Here is a 20,984-nt window from a genome sequence, read left to right as displayed (position 1 = left end):
ACGGTCGATGTGCCGGGCCCGGTGCCGCGGAAGGCTGGGACCAGTCCCGGCCGGTCGGCGGCCGGACCCGGTCCGTCCGACCCGTCAAGGAGTGCCTCCGTGTCCGTCACGTCCCCGCTGTTCCTGTCCCTGCGCGATGTCCGGTTCTGCGCCGGACGGTTCTCCCTGATGGGCGCGGTGGTCGCCCTGATCACCCTGCTGCTGGTGTTCCTCACCGCGCTGACCAACGGCCTGGCCCACCAGAACGTCTCCGCCGTGCTGGCCTGGGACGAGGCCGGGACGACGGCGGCCGGTGCGGAGCCGGTGGAGGTCACGGTGGTCTTCGGCGCCGCCCACGCCGCGAGCGCGGACGACGTGGAGACCAGCTTCACCGCCTCGACCGTGGACGCGGGCCAGCTGGCCGCGTGGCGGGACGATGACCGGGTGCGGTGGGCGGAGCCGGTCGGGATCGGCCAGGCCCGGGCCGACTCCGGAACCGCCGTGACGTCCGTGACTCTGGTGGGCCTGGAACCGGGCTCCCGGCTCGCCCCGGGGGAGCTCGGCGGCGGGGCCCGGATCAGCGCGAGCGCGGCCGGGCAGCTCGGCGTCGGCCCCGGTGACGGGATCTCCGTCAACGGCCGGGAGGTTCCCGTCGCCGAGGTCACCGAGGACCAGTGGTACTCGCACACGCCCGTCGTCTGGCTGCCCCTGACGACCTGGTCCTCACTCACCCACGCCGGGCAGGGAGCGGCCACCGTCCTGGTCGCCGGGACCGATGCGGACGCCGGCCAAGCACCGGTGGCGGCCGAGCGGACCGCCACGGTGGCCACGGACCTCAGGGAGTCACTCTCGGCCCTGCCGTCCTACTCCTCGGAGAACGGGTCCCTGGTGATGATGCAGGCCTTCCTCTACGGGATCTCCGCCCTCGTGATCGCCGCCTTCATGGCCGTGTTCACCCTGCAGCGCACCCGGGACATCGCGGTGCTCAAGGCCCTCGGCGCCACCACGGGATGGGTGGTCCGCGACGCCCTCGCCCAGGCGTCGGTCGTCCTGCTCTGCGGCGCCTCCGCCGGGGCCGTGCTGGGTGTCGCCGGCCTCCTGCTGGCCGGACAGGCCGTGCCCGTGCAGCTCGACGCCGGCGCCGTCGTCCTGCCCGTCGCCCTCACCCTCGGCCTGGGCCTGGCCGCCTCGGTGGCGGCGGTCTGGCGGTCGTGCCGGGTCGATCCCCTGGTCGCGCTCGGCGGCAGCTGACCCGCGCGAACGCGCCTCTGGCCCCATCCGCACGTCCCGAAGCCCTCAGGCCCCGAAGCCCCGACCCCCCAGGAGGAACCCCCATGCTGCACCTGTCACGCGTCACCCTGACCTATCCCGACGGCGAGGACGGGACCCTCGACGCCCTGGACGCGGTGGACCTGTCCGTCCCCGCCGGGCAGATGCTCGCCCTGGTCGGCCCGTCCGGGTCCGGTAAGTCATCCCTGCTGGCGGTGGCCGGGGCCCTCATCACCCCGACGGCGGGCACCGTCCGCGTCGGCGGGACGGAGGTCACCGGGGCCAGCCGGGCCGAGCGGGCCCGGCTGCGGCTGGAGCACATCGGGGTGGTCTTCCAGCAGCCCCGGCTCCTGCCGTCCCTGACCGCCCTGGAGCAGCTGCAGCTGGTCGGGGTGCTGCGCGGGGCCCGGCCTCGGGACCTGCGGGTAGCGGCCCGGGAGGCGCTGGCCGCCGTCGGGATGAGCTCGGCCGCCGGCCGCCGCCCCCACCAGTTGTCCGGGGGCCAGCGTCAACGGGTGAACATCGCCCGCGCCCTGATGGGCACCCCGTCCGTGCTGCTGGTGGACGAACCGACCTCGGCCCTGGACCACGAGCGCTCCGGCGAGGTGATGGACCTGCTCCGGGACCTCACCCGGGAGCGGTCCCTGGCCACCGTGGTGGTGACCCACGACCTGGAGTTCGTCCCCGTGGCGGACCGGGTGGTCACCCTGCGTGATGGGCGGCTGGCCGAACACGCGACGGTCTAAAGTGGGGAACCATGACCGATCAGTCTTCTCAGCACTCTTCCGAACAGCAGTTCCGCATCGAGCACGACACCATGGGCGAGGTCAAGGTCCCCGTCAATGCCCTGTACCGTGCCCAGACCCAGCGGGCCGTGGAGAACTTCCCGATCTCCGGCAAGACCCTCGAGCCGGCGCACATCCACGCCCTGGCCCAGGTCAAGAAGGCCGCGGCGAAGGCCAACGCCGAGCTCGGCGTGATCTCCGAGGAACGCCGGGACGCGATCGTGGCCGCCGCGGACGAGGTGATCTCCGGCAAGCACGACGCGCACTACCCGATCGACGTCTTCCAGACCGGCTCCGGCACCTCCTCGAACATGAACACCAACGAGGTGCTGGCCAACCTGGCCACGCAGGCGCTGAAGTCCGCCGGCTCGGACACCGAGGTCCACCCGAACGACCACGTCAACGCCTCCCAGTCCTCCAACGACGTCTTCCCGACCTCGGTGCACGTCGCCGTCACCGGCGCCCTGATCAATGACCTCAAGCCCGCCCTGGAGCACCTCGCGGCGTCCCTGGAGCGCAAGGCCCAGGCCTTCGAGGGCATCGTCAAGGCCGGCCGCACCCACCTGATGGACGCCACCCCGGTGACCCTTGGCCAGGAGTTCGGCGGCTACGCCGCCCAGGTCCGCTATGGCATCGAGCGCATCGACGCCTCCCTGCCCCGCGTGGCCGAGGTCCCCCTGGGCGGCACCGCCGTGGGCACCGGCATCAACACCCCGAAGGGCTTCTCCGCCCGCGTGATCGAGCTGCTCGCCGAGGAGACCGGCCTGCCGATCACCGAGGCGCGCAACCACTTCGAGGCCCAGGCGAACCGCGACGGCCTGGTCGAGGCCTCCGGCCAGCTGCGCAACATCGCGTACTCGTTCATGAAGATCAACAACGACCTGCGCTGGATGGGCTCCGGGCCGAACACCGGCCTGGGCGAGATCGCCATCCCGGACCTGCAGCCGGGTTCCTCGATCATGCCGGGCAAGGTCAACCCCGTGATCTGCGAGGCCGCCATCATGGTCTGCGCCCAGGTGATCGGCAACGACACCACGGTGTCCCTGTCCTCCACCAACGGCGCCTTCGAGCTCAACGTCGGCATCCCGGTGATGGCCGCCAACCTGCTCGAGTCCATCCGCCTGCTGGCCAACACCTCCCGCGTGATGGCGGACAAGATGATCGACGGCATCGAGGCCAACGAGGAGCGCTGCAGCTTCCTGGCCGGGGCCTCCCCGTCCATCGTCACTCCGCTGAACAAGGTCATCGGCTACGAGGCCGCCGCCAAGATCGCCAAGCACTCCGTGGCGCAGAAGATGACCGTGCGCGAGGCCGTCGTCGACCTGGGCTACGTGGAGCGCGGCGAGGTCACCGAGGAGCAGCTGGACGCGGCCCTGGACACCATGTCCATGACCCACCCGGCCTGATCCTCCCGGCCCGCCCGGAGGCCCGGTTCCCCGCCCGTCAGGGCAGGAACCGGGCCTCCGGCGTCTCCTCGAGCGCCCAGCCCAGGGCGCGTGCGTGCAACGGGGGCAGGTCCGGGAGCGCGCCGAGCCGGAACCAGCCGACGTCGGTGTTCTCCTCGTCGCCCACCCGTGCCTCGCCGGAGACGTAGTCCATCAGCATCACCACGTCCAGGTACTGGGCGCGGTCCCCGTTCGGGTACGTCACCTCGGTGGTGGTCCCGACGCCGGCCAGACGCCGCGGCGCGCACCGCACCCCGGTCTCCTCCAGGGTCTCCCGCACGGCGGTGGCCGCCGGCTCCTCACCGGGCTCGATGATCCCGGCCGGCAGCGTCCACCGGCCGTTGTCCGCGCGCTTGACCAGGAGCACCTCGCGCTCGTCCCCCGTCGGACCGGCCTCCCGGGCCTCCCCGCGGGCGGCCGGGCGCAGCACCACGGCCTTGCAGCCGGGCAGCCACAGCGAGTCGCGGCCGATCTTCTCGCGCAGGGCCAGGATGAACTCGGGAGTGGGCATGGACCCACGCTACAACCCGGGCGCGGGACGGGCGCCGGTCACGCCAGCAGCGCGACGGCGGTGCCGGCCAGCATGGCCGGACCGAACGGCAGGTGGGTGGACCCGGTGGCCCGCCGGGCGGCGACGAGGACCAGGGCCACCAGTCCCCCCACGACGAAGGCGACGACGATCGCCCCGAACAGGTGGTCCCAGCCCAGCCACCCGGCGTACAGGCCGAGTGCGCCGCCGAGCTTGACGTCGCCCATGCCCATGCCGGTCCGGCTGAGCAGGTGCAGGACGAGCATGAGCGCGAGGTAGACGGCGCCGCCCCCGAGCATGCCCCAGAACCGGGTCCACCCGGTGTCGCTGGCCAGGCACCCCAGGCCCAGGATGACCCCGCCTCCGGCGGCCAGCACCCCGGTCCACTGGTTGGGCAGCCGGTGCTCGCGCAGGTCCGTCACGGTGAGCACGACCGCGCACACCGCGAACAGTGCCAGCGCCGCCACCGCACAGGCCACCAGCAACCAGTTCCCGTCCCGGGCCGCCTCGACCAGTACATTCGGCATGGACCCCAGCCTAGGACCCCCGGCGACGGCCCCGGGCCGGACGCACCGACGCTGTGGACGGCGACGGTGGGCCGTGGCCGCCGCCTAGACTGGGCCCATGCCCGGCCCCCTGGACCGCCCCAGCACCAGCCCCTCCCCCGTGACGACCTACCGCTCCTGGCCGGAGTGGGTCCAGCGGACGGTCCCCGTGGCCGTCCTGGTGGCGCTGATGTGGGTCCTGGAGTTCATCGACCTGTTCGCCGGCGGCCGGCTCAACCAGTTCGGCATCCAGCCGCTGGAACCCGGTGGCATGAGCGGCATCCTCTTCGCCCCCCTGCTGCACTCCGGGTTCGGGCACCTGATCTCGAACACCGTCCCGCTGCTGGTCCTGGGCGTCATGATCGCGTGGATCACGCACCGGTGGTGGCTGATCACGGCCGGCGTCTGGCTGCTCGGCGGGCTGTTCACCTGGGTGATCGGCGGGATCGGCACCAACCACATCGGCGCCTCGCTCGTGGTCTACGGTTACGCGGCCTTCCTGGTCACCTACGGCGTGCTGTCCCGGCGGTTCTCGGCGGTCCTGGGCGCCGTGGTCACGGTCCTGCTCTACGGCGGCTTCGTGTGGGGCTTCCTGCCCCTCAATCCGCGCGTCTCCTGGGAGGGCCACCTGGCCGGCGCGGCGGCGGGCGTGGTGGTGGCCTTCGCGGACACCCGCCAGGCCCGCCGGGACCTGCGGCAGCGGCGCGCCCTGCAGGAGTTGTGACGACCGGGATCATGCCCGGCAAATCCTGCCCGAAGGTCGCTGGTGTCAACTTCTCCCAAGTGGTAGTCATTCGCGCCGGTGGCAGGTATGCTGAAACCGCTTCCATCCGTGTGATACCGACTCAGTGATAAGTGCACCGACGGAAGCCTCCGGCTCCATGGCCTCTCATCCCGTTTCACGGGGCCATGGTCAACGGTGGATTCGCCCCGGTTCCCCCATCCCCCCCTCCGCGGGGACCGGCCCGATCCGCCAGGGGGCCGCTGCACCTCGTGCAGCGGCCCCTCTTTCTTTCGCCCGTCCGGTGCGCCCTCCCTCAGATGGAGGCGTCCTCCAGCAGTTCGGTCACGAGGGCGGCGATCGGCGAGCGCTCCGACCGGTTCAGCGTGACGTGGCCGAACAACGGGTGCCCCTTGAGGGTCTCGACGACGGCCGCGATGCCGTCATGCCGGCCCACCCGCAGGTTGTCCCGCTGTGCGATGTCGTGGGTGAGCACGATCTTGGAGTTCTGTCCCATGCGGCTCATCACCGTCAGCAGCACGTTCTTCTCCAGGGACTGCGCCTCGTCCACGATCACCCAGGAATCGTGCAGGGACCGGCCGCGGATGTGGGTGAGCGGCAGGACCTCCAGCATCCCCCGGTCGACCACCTCGTCCAGGACCTCGGTGGAGACCAGGGCTCCCAGGGTGTCGAACACGGCCTGGGCCCAGGGGTTCATCTTCTCGGACTCCGAACCGGGCAGGTACCCCAGTTCCTGCCCCCCGACGGCGTAGAGCGGGCGGAAGACCACCACCTTGCGGTGCTCGCGGCGTTCCATCACCGCCTCCAGTCCGGCGCAGAGTGCCAGCGCCGACTTACCGGTACCGGCCCGGCCGCCCAGCGACACGATGCCGACGGTGGGGTCGAGCAGCAGGTCGATGGCCAGGCGCTGCTCCGCGGAGCGGCCGTGCAGGCCGAACACGTCCCGGTCCCCACGGACCACCTGGGTGTTGCGGTGCTGGTCCACCCGGCCCAGGGCGGATCCGCGCGGCGAGGTGATCACCAGTCCGGTGTTCACCGGCAGCTCGGCCGCCTCTGCCACCGCCACCGGGTCGCCCGCGTAGAGGGCGTTGACCTCCTCCTCGGTGGCCCTGACCTCGGCCGTGCCGGTCCAGCCGGAGTCGCGGACGAGCTCGTTGCGGTACTCGTCGGCCTGGAGTCCCATGGCCGAGGCCTTGACGCGCATCGGCAGGTCCTTGGAGACCACCGTGACGTCGCGCCCCTCGTCGGCGAAGTTCTTGGCCACCGCCAGGATGCGGGCGTCGTTCTCGGTGGACCGGAACCCGTGGGGCAGCACGTCCACGGAGATGTGGTTCAGCTCCACCCGCAGCGATCCGCCCTCCGTGCCCAGGGGCACCGGGCGGTTCAGCGATCCGTGCTCGATCCGCAGCTCGTCCAGCAGCCGCAGCGCCTTGCGCGCGAAGTACCCCAGGTCCGGGTCGTCCCGCTTCTTCTCCAGTTCCGAGATCACCACGATCGGCAGGATCACCTCGTGCTCGGCGAAGCGCAGGATCGCCCGCGGATCGGACAGGAGCACGGAGGTGTCGAGCAGGTAGGACCGCTCCCCCACGCTCATCCGTGGTGCGGGCTGGGTGGCCTCCGGGGTGGTGGCGGCCAGGGCGGTAGACAGGTTATCCACGTCGGACTCCAGACCGGGGCACGCGCCCCGATGATCGAGGGGCGGGGTGGGGCGGACCGGCCGGGGGCCGGAACGGCCCCCCGCTGCGTGCTGTCGGGAGTGACGGCATACGGCCTGGCCTTTCCGATCAATCCGCCGGGTGCGGATCGACTCGATCCGTGCCCGTCGGCGACTGATACCCCCACCGTAGGACCGCGCGCCGGGGTGCGGGAGGAGAAAGCGCCAGGTGACGTGATTAACTTTCGGTGAAGGTATCGCCAACGGGTCACGGCCCCGCGTCGGGGCCGGCGTGGTCAGGACCCGAAGCGGCGCTGCCGGGAGGCGAAGTCCCGCAGGGCGCGGATGAAGTCCACCCGGCGGAAGTCCGGCCACAGGGCCTCGCAGAAGTAGAACTCCGAGTAGGCGGACTGCCACATCAGGAACCCGGAGAGGCGCTGCTCGCCCGAGGTGCGGATCACCAGGTCAGGGTCCGGCTGGCCGCGGGTGTAGAGGCGGTCGGAGATCTGCTCGTCCGTGAGCTCCGCGGCCACGTCCGCGGCACTGCGGCCGGCGGCGTCGGCCTCCAGCAGCAGCTCCTTGACCGCGTCCACGATCTCCCGGCGGCCGCCGTAGCCCACCGCGACGTTCACGTGCACCCCCTCGGCGTCCGCCGTGCGGGCCTGCAGGTCCTCCAGCGTCTCCGCCAGGCCCTCGGGGAGCAGGTCGGGCGCGCCGACGGCCTGCACGCGGACCCGGTGGCCGTTCTCCAGGCCGTCGGCCAGCCGCGCCAGGGTGTTGCCGATGATGCCGACCAGCTGTTCCAGCTCGTCCGGGGGGCGGTTCATGTTGTCCGTGGAGAGCATGTACAGCGTCACGACCTTGATGCCCAGCTCGTCGCACCAGCCCAGGAACTCGTGGATCTTCTCCGCACCGGCCTGGTGGCCGTCCGCCGTGGTCGCCCCCGAGGCCTTGGCCCAGCGGCGGTTGCCGTCCAGGACCACGCCGATGTGCCGCGGCAGCCGCTCCGGGTCCAGGCTCGAGGCGATGACCCGCTCATAGATGCTGTAGACCACGTTCGGTCCCACCATGGTCCCCCACCTTCCGGCCGCGGCGCGCCCCGTGCCGGCGCTCCTGCTGGGGTCTACGGTAGCGAACCCCGGGCGCGACCCAGCTCCTCCCCAGACGGCCGGACTACTCTGGGGTAATGATGCAGCACCCCGTCGCCGACCCCTCGGCCGGTGCCCCGGGCCTGGCCGAGCAGTCCTCACCGCGCCGTCGCTGGCGCATGGAGCGCGTGACGGATCCCGACCACCCCGACTTCAAGCCGCGGATGCGGGGCCACCTGCACGCCGCGATGGTTCCCCTGGTCCTGGCGGCCGGCATCGTCCTGGTCGTCCTGGCGCCCACCCCCGGCCTGACGTGGGCCAGCGCGGTGTACGCCCTCACCGGGCTGATGCTGTTCGCGGTCTCGGCGGTCTACCACCTGGTGCAGTGGACGCCGAGGGTGGCCCTGGTGCTCAAGCGACTGGACCACACGAACATCATGCTGGTCATCGCCGGCACCTACACGCCCCTGTCCATCGCCCTGCTGCCCCCGGGCAAGGCCACGCTGCTGCTGGGCTGTGTCTGGGTCGGGGCCGTGGCGGGCGTGGCGTTCCGGGTGTTCTGGACCGCGGCGCCGCGCTGGCTCTACACCCCGGTCTACGTCCTGCTCGGGCTGGCGGCCCTGCTGTTCATCGCGGACTTCTTCGCCGCCGACGCGGTGGCCGCCGTCCTGGTCTGCGCGGGCGGGGCCTGCTACATCATCGGCGCCGTGTTCTACGCCCTCAAGCGGCCGAACCTCCACCGCGAGTGGTTCGGCTTCCACGAGCTGTTCCACGCCTTCACCATCGGCGGCTTCGCCTGTCACTACGTCGCCATCATGGTCGCGGTGCTGCAGGCCTGATCCCGCCGCCCGCCGCCGGGCCGCCCATATCCGGGCCTCACGCGTCCGGGGCCGGCCCCCGGCCGGCCAGCCGGTCCAGGGCGTCGGTACCGTCCACGGGGGCGTGGCACAACGTCCCGTGGCACAGGTAGAGGGCCGTTCCGCCGTCGCGAGAGCCCCGCCCGGCGGTGACGTCGTCCGGGTCCGCCGCGACATCGGGACCGGTGGCCGGCTCGGGAGACGCCTGGACACCGACCACACCGCGGACGATCGCCCAGGCCAGGGCCCGTCGCCGGTCCTCGGCGGCGCCCCCGGTGGCCACCAGGAGGTCCTCGACCGCACCGTGCCGGGCCGCCAGCCGCAGGACCGTGGCGGTCTCCAGCGGGGCCTGCGCCCCCAGCCGGGCCAGGTGTGCGAGCAGCCGCTCCGCCCACGCCCGGGCTCCCCCGGCCGGCAGGGTCCCGGCGTGGACCGGGGCCAGCACGTGCCACTGCAGCAGCACCTCGGCCCAGGCCCCGAGGGCGGACGGCTCGGCGCCGTCCAGCGGGGAGGCGAAGGAGGGGCCGCCCTGCGCCGCGGCCAGGACGGCGTCCCCGGCCGGGGCCGCCAGCAGGGCCGGCCCGTGGTCGGTCCGGACCACCAGGGTCCCGACGACGGCATCCACTACCGTCCGTGCCCGCACCTTCCAGCGCCGGCGGCCGGTGGAGCGGTAGAGCGCGATGAAGGCCCCGGCCGCCTGGGCGTGGTCGGCGAGCGTCCCGGCGGCCGGGCCGGGCCGGCCGTCGAGTGCCGAGCGCAGCACGTGGGCGGGACCGCGCGCGGTGCCGTCGGCTCCCCGTGGCGCCTCGCCGCCCGCCCCCGCCGCCGCGACGGCCAGCGGCCGGCAGTGCACCCGCCAGATTGCCTCCCCGGCGGCGAGCGCCTGGTCCAGCAGCCGGTCCTCTCCGAGCAGCGCCCACGCCTCGGCCAGGGCGGTGACGGTCATCCCGTTCCAGGCCGCCACCTCCTTGCCGTCCCGTGCCGGTTGCGGCCGGGACGCCACCCGCCGCCGCAGCCCGGGCAGGGCCCGGTCCCACAGGTCCTGTTCGGCCTCCGTGAGCAACCGGCCGGCGTGCAGGGTCAACGCCGCGGTGCCGGGCTCCACGGGCACCCCGGCCAGGACCTCCGCCAGGTGCCCCACCTCGGCGGGACCGGCCTCGGGAGCCTCCGCGGCCAGGGCCGCACGCAGCTCTGCGGGCGTCCACGTGTAGGTCGCCCCCTCCACGGGGTGGCCGTCCACCACGGTGTCCGCGTCCAGGCTGGCGGCGAACGCCCCGGAGGCGGTGGTCATCTGCTCCGCGAGCCAGGACGCCGTGCCCAGGGCGAGGCGGCGGGCGAGGGCCGGATGGCGCGGGTCCAGCGGCGCCAGGTGGTCCAGGTGGTCCCCGAGCACCGCCCAGCGGGCGTACCAGCGCAGCAGTTGGGCGTTGTCGTAGAGCATCTTCTCGAAGTGGGGCAGCGCCCAGGTCTGGTCCGTGGCGTAGCGGGCGAATCCCCCGGAGACCGGGTCCGCCAGGGACGAGGTGCCCATCACGGCCAGGGTGCGTGCGGTCAGGGCCCACGCCTGCGCCCGGGCGGGTCGGGGTCCCGTGGCGGCCGCCTGCAGCAGGAAACCCAGGGCGGGACTGGGCGGGAACTTGGGCGCCCCGGGGCCGAAACCGCCGTGCCCGGCGTCCTCCAGGCGTGCCAGCTGCGCGATCGCCTCGCTGACGGCACCGGAGAACGGTTCCGGTCCGGCGTCGGTCTCCGCCGGGGCCTGCTCCGCCCCGACCACGACGGCGGCCAGCGCCGTGGACTGCCGGCCCACCCCGGCGGCCAGGGCGGCCGCCGCCTGCTCGACCTCACCCCGGCGGTGCGTCCAGGCGGCGTGCACCGCGTCCAGGACCTGGCGGAAGGACGGCGTACGCCCTCCCCCGCCGTGGTGGCGGGGCGTGGGCGGATAGTAGGTGCCCGCGTGGAAGGGGCGCCCGTCCGGGGTGGTGAACACGCTCATCGGCCAGCCGCCCTGACCGGTCAGCAGCTGGGTCGCGGTCATGTACGCCTCGTCCACGTCCGGGTGTTCCTCCCGGTCCACCTTGACCGCCACGAAGCGGGCGTTCAGCTCACGGGCGGTGTCCTCGTCCTCGAAGGACTCGTGCGCCATGACGTGGCACCAGTGGCAGGCCGCGTAGCCGACCGAGACGAAGACCGGGACGTCCCGGCGGGCGGCCTCGGCGAAGGCCGCGGGCCCCCAGGGCCGCCAGTCCACCGGGTTGCCGGCGTGCTGGAGCAGGTAGGGGCTGGTCGCATCGGCGAGCTGGTTGGCCATGGCCCCACGGTAGGGCGGGCGATCCCCGTCCCTCCAGCCTGCCCCGACGCTCCGTGGCCGCTCAGTCCCGGCCGGAGTCCGGTGCCTTCGGTTCCGGCGCCGGGCCGTCGAGGTATCCGGGATACTTCTTCTGCAACCGGGCCCGCTGGATGTCGATGTCGGAGCCGGAGCGCCGGTCGACGTCGAGGTCCTCCTCCGGGTGGCGCACGTCCTCCGGGAGGTAGCCCTGGTAGCGGTTCACGAGCATGTCCTCGGCCTGGCCGGAACGGTACTGCACCCGGCGGATGGAGCGGACCATGAGCCGGATGACCACGATGGCCATGGCCACCATCAGCGCCGTGAACAGGAAGCCCTCGATGCCCGGGGTGACCTCGGTCTGGTCCAGCCCCGGCTTCAGGGTCGGTTCGGGCACGCCCGGCATCGGCTGTCCGACGGCCGTATCACCGTCACCCGGGACGGCGGAGGCGGACAGGAGAAGGGGCGGGAAGGCGATCACGGTCGACCATTCTACCGGTGGCCGCCCGCCCCCGGCCGACGGCGGGGACCGGCCTCAGCGCAGGCCGGTGAACAGGTCGGTCTCCGGCAGGGTGGTCTCCACCCGGGAGTCGATCAGGACGTAGTCCTCCCACGGCCAGGTCCGGCGCAGCAGGGAATTGGGAGCGGCGAAGAAGTGACCGGTCGGGTCCACCTGGGTCCGGTGCGCCCGCAGGGCGGCATCGCGCCGCTCGAGGTAGTCGGCCACGTCGATCTGCGTGGTGACCCGGTGGTCGGTGATGCGGAACCGGGCCGGACCGGACTGCGCCTCCTGCTCCTCGGCAGCGGCCGCCTCACGCTCGTCCCGCTCCTCCGCCAGCAGCTTCTCGTACCACGCCATCCGCTCCGTGAACGGGGACTCCTCGCCCGCGGCCAGGTAGGCCTCGTGCAGGGCCCGGTACTTGTCCGGGTTGAACGCGCGGTCGTAGTAGAGCTTGGACGGGGTCCACGGCTCGCCCAGCCCGGGAAACCGCTCCGGGTCGCCCGCGGCCCGGTAGGCCTCCACCGTGATCTCGTGGGACTTGATGTGGTCCGGGTGCGGGTAGCCGCCGATCTCGTCGTAGCTGATCAGCACGTGGGGCCGGAACTCCCGGATCACGCGCACCAGCGGCGCCGTGGCCCGGTCCAGGGGGACGGTGGCGAAACAACCGAAGGGCAACGGCGGCAGCGGGTCACCCTCGGGCAGCCCGGAGTCCATGAACCCGAGCCACCGGTGCTCGATCCCCAGGGCCGCGCCGGCCTCGTCCATCTCGGCACGGCGCACCCCGGTGATGTCGCGGTCCAGTCGCACGGTGTCCCCGTAGGCGGGGTTCAGCAGGTCCCCCCGCTCGCCGCCGGTGCAGGTCACCACCATGACCTCCGCCCCGGCCTCCTCGTAGGCGGCCATCATCGCGGCGCCCTTCGACGACTCGTCGTCCGGGTGGGCGTGGACCGCCATCAGGCGCAGGCCGTGGGAGGCCGGGACGCCGCGGGCCTCGGGACCGGCGTGCGAGGCCTCGGCCTCGACCGTTCCGTAGTCGGCCTGGCCCACCGGGACGCCGAACTCCGGCGCGCCGGTACCGTCCGGGTCGATCAGGGAAGAACTGCTCACGTGGCCTCGGCTGCTTTCCCGCCCCGTCCCACACCCGGCGGGCGTGCTGAGGCGGCATGATCGGGGACCTGCACGGTCCGGTGGACGTCGGTGGAGCCTCGGGTCGCCGGGATACCATGGAGCGATATGGATCCCTCACCCCAGGCCTCGGCGGACCAAGCGCCGAGGGACAGCCTAGCGAACCGGTATGGGCGCTCCCAGCGCACCGGCCCGACCTTCTGGACCCGTTGGGGCCGCTGGGTCGCGGCGGCGGCACTGGTCCTCGCGGTCGGCGTGGTGGCCTGGCTCACCGTCTCGGCCACCAGCCGGACCCTGGACTGGAAGGACGTGGGGTTCGAGATCTCCTCCCCCACCCGGGCCTCGGTGACCTTCCAGCTCACCAAGGACCCCGAGGACACCGTGGAGTGCGCCGTCCAGGTCCTGTCGGAGCAGTACGCGGTGGTGGGATGGCGCACCGTGGTGATCGGGCCCGAGGACGAGACCGGCAGCGGCCTGCCCTCGGACCGGACCCGGTACTACGACGTCACCCTGCGCACCGACGAGCTCGGCGTCAACGGCGGGGTCAACTCCTGCTGGATCGGCGAGCCCTGAGCCGCGCGTCCGGAGCGACCGGACTCCGTGACGAACTGAGACGCTGATCACGACGGGCGTGACGGATGTGAAGCAGATCCGTTAGAGTGGACCGCATTGGTTCTCGACCCCGCCTGACGGGGCCCGTACGGATTCCGGTCCGTGAAGGCTCCTCCGGCGGGGTTCTTGCATGGATGCCACCCGGGCTGCACTCGCAGCACAGCGCCATGCACCGGAAGCACTGTGCGGTCCCGGTCGTCCCGGCCCGTCCGCCCAGTCGACCGACCCGAAGGAGAAGACGCGTCCATGAGCAACACCGACAGCGCTCCCTGGCTGACCCAGGAGGCCTACGACCGCCTGAAGCAGGAGCTGGACCATATCTCCGGTCCCGGCCGCCAGGAGATCATCGACCGCATCGAGCAGGCCCGCGAGGAGGGTGACCTCAAGGAGAACGGGGGCTACCACGCCGCCCGCGAGGAGCAGTCCAAGAACGAGGGCCGCATCCAGGAGCTCAAGTACCTCCTCGAGACCGCGGTGATCGGCGCCGCCCCGGCCGACAACGGCGTGGTGGAGCCCGGCATGGTCGTCGAGGCGAAGATCGCCGGCGACGTGGAGACCTTCCTGTTCGGCAACCGCGAGATCGCCGATGACAAGGACTCGATCACCGTCTACTCCGAGCGTTCCCCCCTCGGTGAGGCCATCCAGGGCGCCAAGGTGGGCGACTCGCTCTCCTACTCGGCCCCGAACGGCAGGGACATCACCGTGGAGATCGTCTCCGCGAAGCCCTACCAGGGCTGAGCCACCCCGAGACGGCCCCGGCCGGGCCCTGCCCAGGGCCCGGGGCACGGACGGATCACGACGGCGGCGCACCGGTTTCGCACCGGTGCGCCGCCGTCGTTGTTGCTAGGTTGGGGTCATGCTCATCGTCGAAGAGACCTTCCTGCTGCTGACCAAGGACAACGGGGCCGCCGAGAGGGTCTCGCGATACCGCCGCCACGGGCTCGTCGCGGCCCTGCTGACGGACCTGGCCGAGGCCGGGGTCATCGACGTCGGCCAGGGCCGGGACCCCCGGGTCGCGGTGGTGCGGGCCGGCACCACCGGGGATCCCGTGCTGGACGCCTCGCTGCCCGCCCTGGACCGGTTGTCCGGGAAGAGGATCTCCGCGCTGCTGGCCAGCCCGGCGCTGGATCCGGAGCGGGCCGTGGGGCACGCGCTGGCCCGGCAGGGCATCGTGCAGGAGGTCCCCCGCCGGTTCCGCGCCCCTCACTACGTCATCACCAGCCCGGCACCGGAGATCGCCCTGCGCCAGCGGCTCGGCGAGGTCCTGGCCGGGACCCGTGAGGCCACCCGGGCCGACGGGACCGAGCTCGGCATCCTCAAGGCCCTGAACCTCGCCTACGGCCTGCTCGGCCCGGCCCGCGGCGACCTGGACCGCCGCGGGCTGGCACGACGCATCGTGGCCGTCTCCCAGGAGAATCCCGCCGTGGCGGCCCTGCAGCGGAGGGTGGGCACCATCCCGGCCTCCACCACGGTCGCCGTGACCGCGGCCGGCGCGGCCTGAGCCGGTCGCCCCGACGCCGCCTGACCGCTCAGGCCGGATCCGTGGAGCCCTCTTCCACGGGCGTGACGGCCGGTTCCGGCGTCCCCTCCGCGGCCAGCGCCTGGTGGCGGCGGTAGACCTGGACGCCGATGGCCACGGGGATGGCCGCGACGGCGGCCGCCCGCATCCAGGGCCGGTCCAGGACGTGGCCGGTCGCCGCGTCCAGGGACACCCGCCCGGCACCGCCGACCGCGAAGGCCGTGGCGGCCAGGCCGAGCACCGCGGGGTACTCCAGGCCGCCCTCGGTGGCGAAGAAGCCCTGGGGGGCGTGCACGCTGGCCGCCACGCCCATCGTCGTGGCCGCTGCCGCCCCGGCGGCCGGCGTCGCCAGGCCGAGGGCCAGGGCCAGGCCGGCGCCGGCCTCACCGACCCCGGCGAGCACGGCGCTGGTCTTGCCCGGGCGGAAGCCCATGGCGTGCAGGCCCTGGCTGGTCCCCTCCAGGCCGCCGCCGCCGAACCAGCCGAACAGCTTCTGCGTGCCGTGGGCGATCAGTACTCCGCCGAGGCCGACGCGGAACAGCGTCCGGGCGGCGGTGGTCGCGTTGGGGGTGGGGTTCTCGTAGCTCATCGGGGTCCTTCCAGGTGGGCGAATGATGGCGCGGGTGCGCGCCGCCCACCCTAGCGCTCGGTGCGCGGCTGGTGCTGGTCGACCTGCGGCTGGTACCCGGAGGCGCGCAACCGGCCCAGCACCTGTTCGGAGTGGTCCAGGCCGCGGGTCTCCATGTCGATGGTGATCGTCACGTCGCCCATGCCCAGCGATCCGCCGATGCGCGTGTGGTCCACGCGGGTGACGTTCGCGTCCGTCTCGGCGATGATCCGCGAGATGGTGGACAGCTCGCCGGGCCGGTCCTGCAGGGACATCTTCACCGTCAGGTAACGCCCGGCCGCGGCCAGGCCGGACTGGATGACCTTGAGCATCAGCATCGGGTCGATGTTCCCGCCCGAGAGCAGCACCACGGTGTGCTTCGACTGGATGCCCAGCTCGGCCAGCTTGCCCTCCAGCAAGGCGGCCACCCCGACCCCGCCGGCCGGCTCCACGACCATCTTGGAGCGCTCCAGCAGGAACACCAGCGCGTTGGCGATGGCGTCCTCCGAGACGGTCACCACCCCGTCCACGAGCTCCCGGATGATCTGGAACGGGATCTGTCCCGGCTTGCCCACGGCGATGCCGTCGGCGATGGTGGACACGGTCTCCAGCGGCACCAGGGCGTCCGCGGCCAGCGAGGGCGGGTACGCCGCCGCGTTCTCCGCCTGCACGCCGATGATGTTGATGTGCCGGCCCTGGCGCCGGGCCATCTCCTTGACGGCCACCGCCACCCCCGCCAGCAGTCCGCCGCCGCCGATCCCCATGACCAGGGTGTCGACGTCGGGTGCCTGCTCGAGGATCTCCAGGCCGATGGTGCCCTGGCCGGCGACCACGTCCGCGTTGTCGAAGGGATGGATGAACACGGCGCCGACCTCCTCGGCGTACCGCTGGGCCTCGGCGAGGGCCTCGTCCACGTTGTTTCCGTACAGCACCACCTCGGCACCGTGGTCCCGGGTGGCCTGGAGCTTGGGCAGGGCCACGCCCAGGGGCATGAAGATCCGGGCCTTGATCCCGAGCTTGGAGGCAGCCAGGGCCACTCCCTGGGCGTGGTTGCCGGCCGAGGCGGCCACCACGCCGCGGGCCTTCTCCTCGTCGCTGAGCTTGGCCATCCGCACGTAGGCGCCCCGGACCTTGAATGATCCGGCGCGCTGGAGGTTCTCGCACTTGAGGTGCACCGTGGCGCCCGTGACCCGTCCCAGGGCCCGGGAGTGGTCCAGCGGCGTCGGGACGATGACGTCCCGCAGCATCTCGCGGGCCTGTTCGATGTCGGCGAGGGTGACGGGCAGGACCGGGCGGGTCCCGGAGGCCTCACCCACGGCGTCGGCACCGGCGTCAACACCGGCCTCGGCCGGCACGGTGGCGTCGTCCGGGGCGTGCTCCGGACGCTGGCTCTGCGGGGTCGTGGTCACTGGTGTCCTCCGTCCTGGTCCGGCCGGCGGCCGGAGCGGTCCATCCCCGTATTGTCCTCCCCCGGACCGGTCCCGCCGCGCACATTGCCGCCGTCGGGACTCACGCGGGCGGCGTCGGGGCCGTCGTCGTCCGCCGTGCCGGCACCGCCGTGGTCACGCCAGCGCCGGGGCAGGAAGCGGGAACGGGTCTGGGACCGCTTGAGTTCACGGCGCGCCCGGCGTCGTTCCGTGACGCTGGTGCCGCCCCGGCCCTCGGCACCGTCGGCTCCCCCGGTGGCCTTGCGCACCACCCCGTCGATGGTCTCGTAGGCACGGCCCCACGGCCCCTCGAGCTCGGCGGCGCGCTCCTTCAGCGTCCCCTCCCGCGGGACGTCCGGTCTGGGTTCCTGGTCGCCCTCCAGCCACGGCCGGGCGTGGAAGTACTTGATGGTCGCGTTGAGGAACGCCATCAGCGGGACCGCGAAGACGGCACCCACGAGCCCCAGCACGGCCGTGCCCCCCGAGACCGCCAGGAACACGGCCAGCGGGTGCAGGCTGACCGCCCGGCCCATGACGAGGGGCTGCAGGACGTTACCCTCGATCTGCTGCACGAGCAGCACGACGCCCAGCATGATCAGCGCGTTGACGGGGCCGTTGGCCACCAGGGCCAGCAGCACCGCCACGGCGCCGGTCAGGAAGGCACCGACCAGCGGGATGAAGGACCCGAAGAACACCAGCACGCCCAGCGGCAGGGCCAGCGGCACGCCCAGGACCCAGGCGCCGGTACCGATGCCGACCGCGTCCACGAAGGCCACGAAGATCTGCACCCGCACGTAACTGCCCAGGGAGTTCCAGCCGGCCTTGCCGGCCCCGTCGATGGCCTCGCGGTGACGGCGGGGCACGAAGTTCAGGCAGAACCGCCAGATCCGCTGGCCGTCATAGAGGAAGAAGATCAGGGCGAAGACGGCCAGCACGGTGCCGGCCGCGATGTTGCCGGCCGTGGAGCCGAAGCCCAGGGCGCCGGAGAGGATCTGCTGGCTGTTGTTGCGGATGGTGTCGCCGAGGTTGGCGAAGATGTCGTTCCACTGGTCCGTGGTCACGCCCACGCTGGCGAGCCAGGCGACGATGCCCTGGACACCGACCATGATCTGGTCGCGCATGTCCGTGAAGCCCACGGTCAGCTGCTGGCCGACGAGGGTCAGCAGGCCCACGATGATTGCCAGGAAGCCGATGATGATCGCCGTCACGGACAGGCCGGTGGGCACGCCCCAGCGGCGGAACCGCTGGTGCACGGGATTGAGCAGCGTGGCGAGCAGCGCCGCGATGATCAACGGGATGACCAGCAGGGACACGTGGCTGAGCAGCCAGATGCTCGCCCCGGCCATGGCCAGCACCAGCAGGACGCGCCAGGACCAGGCGGCGGCGACCGTCAGTCCGTAGGGGACGTCGGTGGCGACCCGGTTGGCCTGCTGGGATGCCGTGAGCAGGGGATCACGCCCCGGGACGGCCAGTTCGGCCCCGTTCCCGGGCGTGGGCTGGGGGGTGGTGCTCAAGGGCTTGCCTCCTGGTGGGTCACAGTCGCCCGGTGATGCCCCAGGCGGCTGCCAACCGGCCACCCGCGCCGATCCAGGCCAGGCCCTCGCCACTGTTGAGGGCGTTGGCCGGAGCGGTCATCGGCTCCACCGCCACCGCCCGGTGGCGGCCGGGGAACCTGTCCGTGAAGAACACGTGCACGTAGCCGTAGGCCGGTTCGGTCCACAGCTCCACGCTCCGGCCGTCCGCGGCGGTCAGCACGTGGTGGTACAGCCCGTCCTGGCCGGGCACCAGGCCCGTGAAGGCGGCGTCCAGCAGCTCGGTGCCGACGCGCCGCCCGGCACGGAAGTCCGTCGCGGTCCCGTCGACCGCGACGGAACCGGTGGGGATCATCCGGTCGTCGGACTCCAGCCGGGTGCTGGCGGAGAGCGTGAGGGTCAGGTCCTCACTGGGCACCTGGCCGATCCGCAGGAACGGGTGTGCGCCGAAGGCCACCGGCGCCGGGCGGGGCGAGTGGTTGGTGAGCTGCTGGTGCACGGTGAGGGCGCCGGCGTCGTCCAGGGCGTAGTCGACCTGGTGCGTGAGCCGGAAGGGGTAGCCGTGCTGGGGATGGATCTCACCGCGCAGGACCACCCGGTGCCCGGAGAACCGGACCGCGTGCAGGGCCGTGTTCCGCAACAGGCCGTGGCTGGCGTTGGACCGCGACGGCTCGGTCAGGTCCAGCTGCTGGGTGACCCCGTCCAGTTCCCACCGTCCGTCCCGGACCCGGTTGGGCCACGGGGAGAGCTGGATCCCGCAGGCGGAGGGTGGAAGCTCGTCCTCGTCGTAGGTCTCCACCAGGGCGGTGCCGCCCACCTCGTAGCGGCGCAGGGCGCCGGCCAGTGAGGTCACGGTCGCCTCGGCCCCGCCGCGGCGAATGACGTACTGCGTGCCGGTGGCCGCCGGCCCGCCGAAGGCGGGCATGGCGGCCACCGTGGATGCGTCGGTCATCGTGTGGATCGTCGGGACGGCGGTCCGGGACGGTCAGTCGTTGCCGCGCAGGATCGCCAGGATGCGCAGGATCTCCACGTACAGCCACACCAAGGTGACGGTGAGGCCGAAGGCCGCGGACCAGGAGTACTTCTGCGGGGCGCCGGCCTTGACGCCCTCGGTGATGGCGGTGAAGTCCATGACCAGCGAGAACGCCGCCAGGAACACGGCCAGGACGCCGATGCCCAGGCCGAGCAGCGGGAACTCGCCGCGCAGGCCGAACATGGCGTCGGTGACGCCGAAGAGCATCAGGAAGAGGTTGACCAGCGAGAACAGGGCGTAGCCGATCATCGCGATCATGAAGATCTTCACGGACTTGGCGGAGACCCGCCACTTCCCGGAGGCGAACAGCGCGAGGGTCACGGCGAACACGCAGAACGTGGCCAGCACGGCCTGGACGGCGATGCCCGGCCACATCTGCTCGAAGACCTGGGAGATGCCGCCCAGGAACAGGCCCTCGGCGGCGGCGTAGAGGAGGATCAGGACCGGCGACGGCTCACGCTTGAAGGAGTTGACCAGGCCCAGCACGAGGCCGACGATCGCCCCGGGGAGCATCAGGGCCGGCATCATCCAGCCGACCACCGCACCGGCCAGGACGAGGCCCAGGGTGATGATGGTTTTGGCGATGACGTCGTTGTAGCTCATCCGCCCGGTGTCGGCGGGGCCGGCGGCGGGCTGGGCGTACATCTGCTCCAGCTGCTCCGGGGAGTACTGCGGGGTCCGGGGGGCCTGCTGGCCGTACTGCGGCTGCTGTCCGCCCGCGTACCAGCCCTGGCCCTGCTGGGAGCCCGGGCCGCCCTGGTACCAGCCCGGTGCCTGCCGGGTCGCGGCGCCGCCCCGGCCGTCACCGGAGTGCATCTGTTCCTGGAAGTTCTTGCTGTTGAAGACGGGGTTGGCCACTGGCCATCTCCTCTGCTGATCGCGTGCGGTCCACGGTGGTGCGGCCTGACCTCGCGGGTCAGGCGTGGGGGGCTGGATCCAGTCTACCGTCCGCATCCGAAAAGCAACCTGGCAGCGGGCGCATCCGCGGTCCGTCCGCTGTCAGCGCAAGGCGCCGTCAGCCGGTTCAGCCGGTTCAGCCCAGGAGCTTCGCCTTGGCGGCGGCGAACTCCGCGTCCGAGAGCAGGCCGGACTGCTTCAGCTCGGCCAGCTGCTGCAGCTGCGCGAGCACGTCCGCCCCGCCGGCGGCCGGTGCGGCGGGCGCGGCCTGTGGTGGCGGGGCCGGCGCGGCCTGTGGTGGCGGGGCCGGCGCCGCGACGGCCTGGGCCGCGGCCGCGTCGGCCTGCGCCTGCTGCTGGGCGGCCGCGTACTGGTCCTGTTCGAACTGCGCCTGGGCCCGTCGGTCCCGGCGGTCCTGGACCCCACCGGAGACCGCGGAGGCGGTCCCGGCCACGACGGCGGTCCGGGCTGCGAGTCCGATGATGCCAGGGCGTCCACGTCGACGGAGGGGCAT

Annotated in this window: 21 protein-coding genes; 8 read left to right on the top strand and 13 right to left on the bottom strand. The window is 72.7% G+C overall.

The annotated features are described in order from the left end of the window. The first annotated feature begins 99 nt into the window (after positions 1 to 99). The 3 genes from GGQ69_RS01800 (at position 100) to GGQ69_RS01790 (ending at position 3,439) form a co-directional block, all read left to right on the top strand. On the top strand, positions 100 to 1,230 hold the full coding sequence (locus GGQ69_RS01800) for an ABC transporter permease (RefSeq protein ID WP_324589852.1): 1,131 nt from the start codon (positions 100 to 102) through the stop codon (positions 1,228 to 1,230). An 83-nt stretch (positions 1,231 to 1,313) separates the two neighbouring features. Next, complete coding sequence (locus tag GGQ69_RS01795; protein WP_183523835.1) at positions 1,314 to 1,994, top strand: ABC transporter ATP-binding protein; 681 nt, start codon at positions 1,314 to 1,316, stop codon at positions 1,992 to 1,994. Between the two features lie 11 nt (positions 1,995 to 2,005). Continuing rightward, positions 2,006 to 3,439, top strand: coding sequence for a class II fumarate hydratase (locus GGQ69_RS01790; RefSeq protein ID WP_183523832.1), 1,434 nt, complete (start codon positions 2,006 to 2,008; stop codon positions 3,437 to 3,439). 37 nt (positions 3,440 to 3,476) lie between these two features. On the opposite strand, the gene GGQ69_RS01785 is transcribed toward GGQ69_RS01790, so the two are convergent. Then, the gene (locus GGQ69_RS01785; protein WP_183523829.1) at positions 3,477 to 3,989 is read right to left on the bottom strand and encodes an NUDIX domain-containing protein; all 513 of its coding nucleotides are present in this window, start codon (positions 3,987 to 3,989) and stop codon (positions 3,477 to 3,479) included. A 38-nt stretch (positions 3,990 to 4,027) separates the two neighbouring features. Beyond that, positions 4,028 to 4,534 carry an A24 family peptidase gene (locus tag GGQ69_RS01780; RefSeq protein ID WP_183523825.1) on the bottom strand — a complete coding sequence of 169 codons (507 nt, stop codon included), beginning with the start codon at positions 4,532 to 4,534 and terminating at the stop codon, positions 4,028 to 4,030. Between the two features lie 97 nt (positions 4,535 to 4,631). On the opposite strand from GGQ69_RS01780, the gene GGQ69_RS01775 reads away from it, so the two are divergent. Further along, positions 4,632 to 5,276 carry a rhomboid family intramembrane serine protease gene (locus GGQ69_RS01775; RefSeq protein WP_183523822.1) on the top strand — a complete coding sequence of 215 codons (645 nt, stop codon included), beginning with the start codon at positions 4,632 to 4,634 and terminating at the stop codon, positions 5,274 to 5,276. A gap of 313 nt (positions 5,277 to 5,589) precedes the next feature. Here the strand turns inward: GGQ69_RS01775 and GGQ69_RS01770 are convergent, their stop codons facing one another. Continuing rightward, complete coding sequence (locus tag GGQ69_RS01770; protein ID WP_255459517.1) at positions 5,590 to 6,888, bottom strand: PhoH family protein; 1,299 nt, start codon at positions 6,886 to 6,888, stop codon at positions 5,590 to 5,592. 356 nt (positions 6,889 to 7,244) lie between these two features. Continuing rightward, entirely contained in the window at positions 7,245 to 8,018 is a 774-nt protein-coding gene (locus GGQ69_RS01765) for an isoprenyl transferase (protein WP_010142945.1), read from the bottom strand. A 119-nt stretch (positions 8,019 to 8,137) separates the two neighbouring features. On the opposite strand from GGQ69_RS01765, the gene GGQ69_RS01760 reads away from it, so the two are divergent. After that, a complete protein-coding gene (locus GGQ69_RS01760) occupies positions 8,138 to 8,875 on the top strand; it encodes a hemolysin III family protein (RefSeq protein ID WP_370577160.1) in 738 nt (245 codons plus the stop codon). Positions 8,876 to 8,912: 37 nt separating this feature from the next. On the opposite strand, the gene GGQ69_RS01755 is transcribed toward GGQ69_RS01760, so the two are convergent. The 3 genes from GGQ69_RS01755 to mca form a co-directional block, all read right to left on the bottom strand. Next, the gene (locus GGQ69_RS01755) at positions 8,913 to 11,201 is read right to left on the bottom strand and encodes a thioredoxin domain-containing protein (protein ID WP_183523813.1); all 2,289 of its coding nucleotides are present in this window, start codon (positions 11,199 to 11,201) and stop codon (positions 8,913 to 8,915) included. A 61-nt stretch (positions 11,202 to 11,262) separates the two neighbouring features. Next, positions 11,263 to 11,697 (bottom strand): hypothetical protein, encoded by a 435-nt coding sequence (locus tag GGQ69_RS01750; RefSeq protein ID WP_010142948.1) that lies wholly within the window; start codon positions 11,695 to 11,697, stop codon positions 11,263 to 11,265. A gap of 54 nt (positions 11,698 to 11,751) precedes the next feature. Further along, a complete protein-coding gene (gene mca, locus GGQ69_RS01745) occupies positions 11,752 to 12,825 on the bottom strand; it encodes a mycothiol conjugate amidase Mca (RefSeq protein WP_183523810.1) in 1,074 nt (357 codons plus the stop codon). 126 nt (positions 12,826 to 12,951) lie between these two features. Here mca and GGQ69_RS01740 point away from each other — a divergent pair, with 126 nt between their 5' ends. From GGQ69_RS01740 to GGQ69_RS01730, 3 genes are all read left to right on the top strand, one after another. Beyond that, complete coding sequence (locus GGQ69_RS01740) at positions 12,952 to 13,416, top strand: DUF4307 domain-containing protein (protein WP_183523795.1); 465 nt, start codon at positions 12,952 to 12,954, stop codon at positions 13,414 to 13,416. 285 nt (positions 13,417 to 13,701) lie between these two features. Further along, positions 13,702 to 14,193, top strand: a complete 492-nt coding sequence (greA, locus tag GGQ69_RS01735; protein WP_183523792.1) for a transcription elongation factor GreA — start codon at positions 13,702 to 13,704, stop codon at positions 14,191 to 14,193. A 118-nt stretch (positions 14,194 to 14,311) separates the two neighbouring features. Further along, positions 14,312 to 14,956, top strand: coding sequence for a GPP34 family phosphoprotein (locus GGQ69_RS01730; RefSeq protein ID WP_183523789.1), 645 nt, complete (start codon positions 14,312 to 14,314; stop codon positions 14,954 to 14,956). Positions 14,957 to 14,984: 28 nt separating this feature from the next. Here the strand turns inward: GGQ69_RS01730 and GGQ69_RS01725 are convergent, their stop codons facing one another. The 6 genes from GGQ69_RS01725 to GGQ69_RS01700 all read right to left on the bottom strand — a co-directional run bounded on the left by GGQ69_RS01725 (position 14,985) and on the right by GGQ69_RS01700 (position 20,984). After that, complete coding sequence (locus GGQ69_RS01725) at positions 14,985 to 15,563, bottom strand: DoxX family protein (RefSeq protein WP_183523786.1); 579 nt, start codon at positions 15,561 to 15,563, stop codon at positions 14,985 to 14,987. A gap of 50 nt (positions 15,564 to 15,613) precedes the next feature. Further along, positions 15,614 to 16,828 carry a threonine ammonia-lyase gene (gene ilvA, locus GGQ69_RS01720; protein ID WP_221243445.1) on the bottom strand — a complete coding sequence of 405 codons (1,215 nt, stop codon included), beginning with the start codon at positions 16,826 to 16,828 and terminating at the stop codon, positions 15,614 to 15,616. Positions 16,829 to 16,986: 158 nt separating this feature from the next. Then, a complete protein-coding gene (locus GGQ69_RS01715; protein WP_183523780.1) occupies positions 16,987 to 18,522 on the bottom strand; it encodes an AI-2E family transporter in 1,536 nt (511 codons plus the stop codon). A 19-nt stretch (positions 18,523 to 18,541) separates the two neighbouring features. Continuing rightward, entirely contained in the window at positions 18,542 to 19,492 is a 951-nt protein-coding gene (locus GGQ69_RS01710) for an aldose 1-epimerase family protein (RefSeq protein ID WP_183523777.1), read from the bottom strand. 33 nt (positions 19,493 to 19,525) lie between these two features. After that, positions 19,526 to 20,431: a Bax inhibitor-1/YccA family protein gene (locus GGQ69_RS01705; protein ID WP_183523773.1), complete on the bottom strand. Its 906-nt coding sequence runs from the start codon at positions 20,429 to 20,431 to the stop codon at positions 19,526 to 19,528. A 175-nt stretch (positions 20,432 to 20,606) separates the two neighbouring features. Beyond that, positions 20,607 to 20,984, bottom strand: coding sequence for an SHOCT domain-containing protein (locus GGQ69_RS01700; protein WP_183523770.1), 378 nt, complete (start codon positions 20,982 to 20,984; stop codon positions 20,607 to 20,609).

This window comes from Micrococcus sp. TA1 (assembly GCF_014199555.1).
GTDB lineage: Bacteria > Actinomycetota > Actinomycetes > Actinomycetales > Micrococcaceae > Citricoccus.
This window is presented reverse-complemented; position numbering and strand designations above follow the sequence as displayed.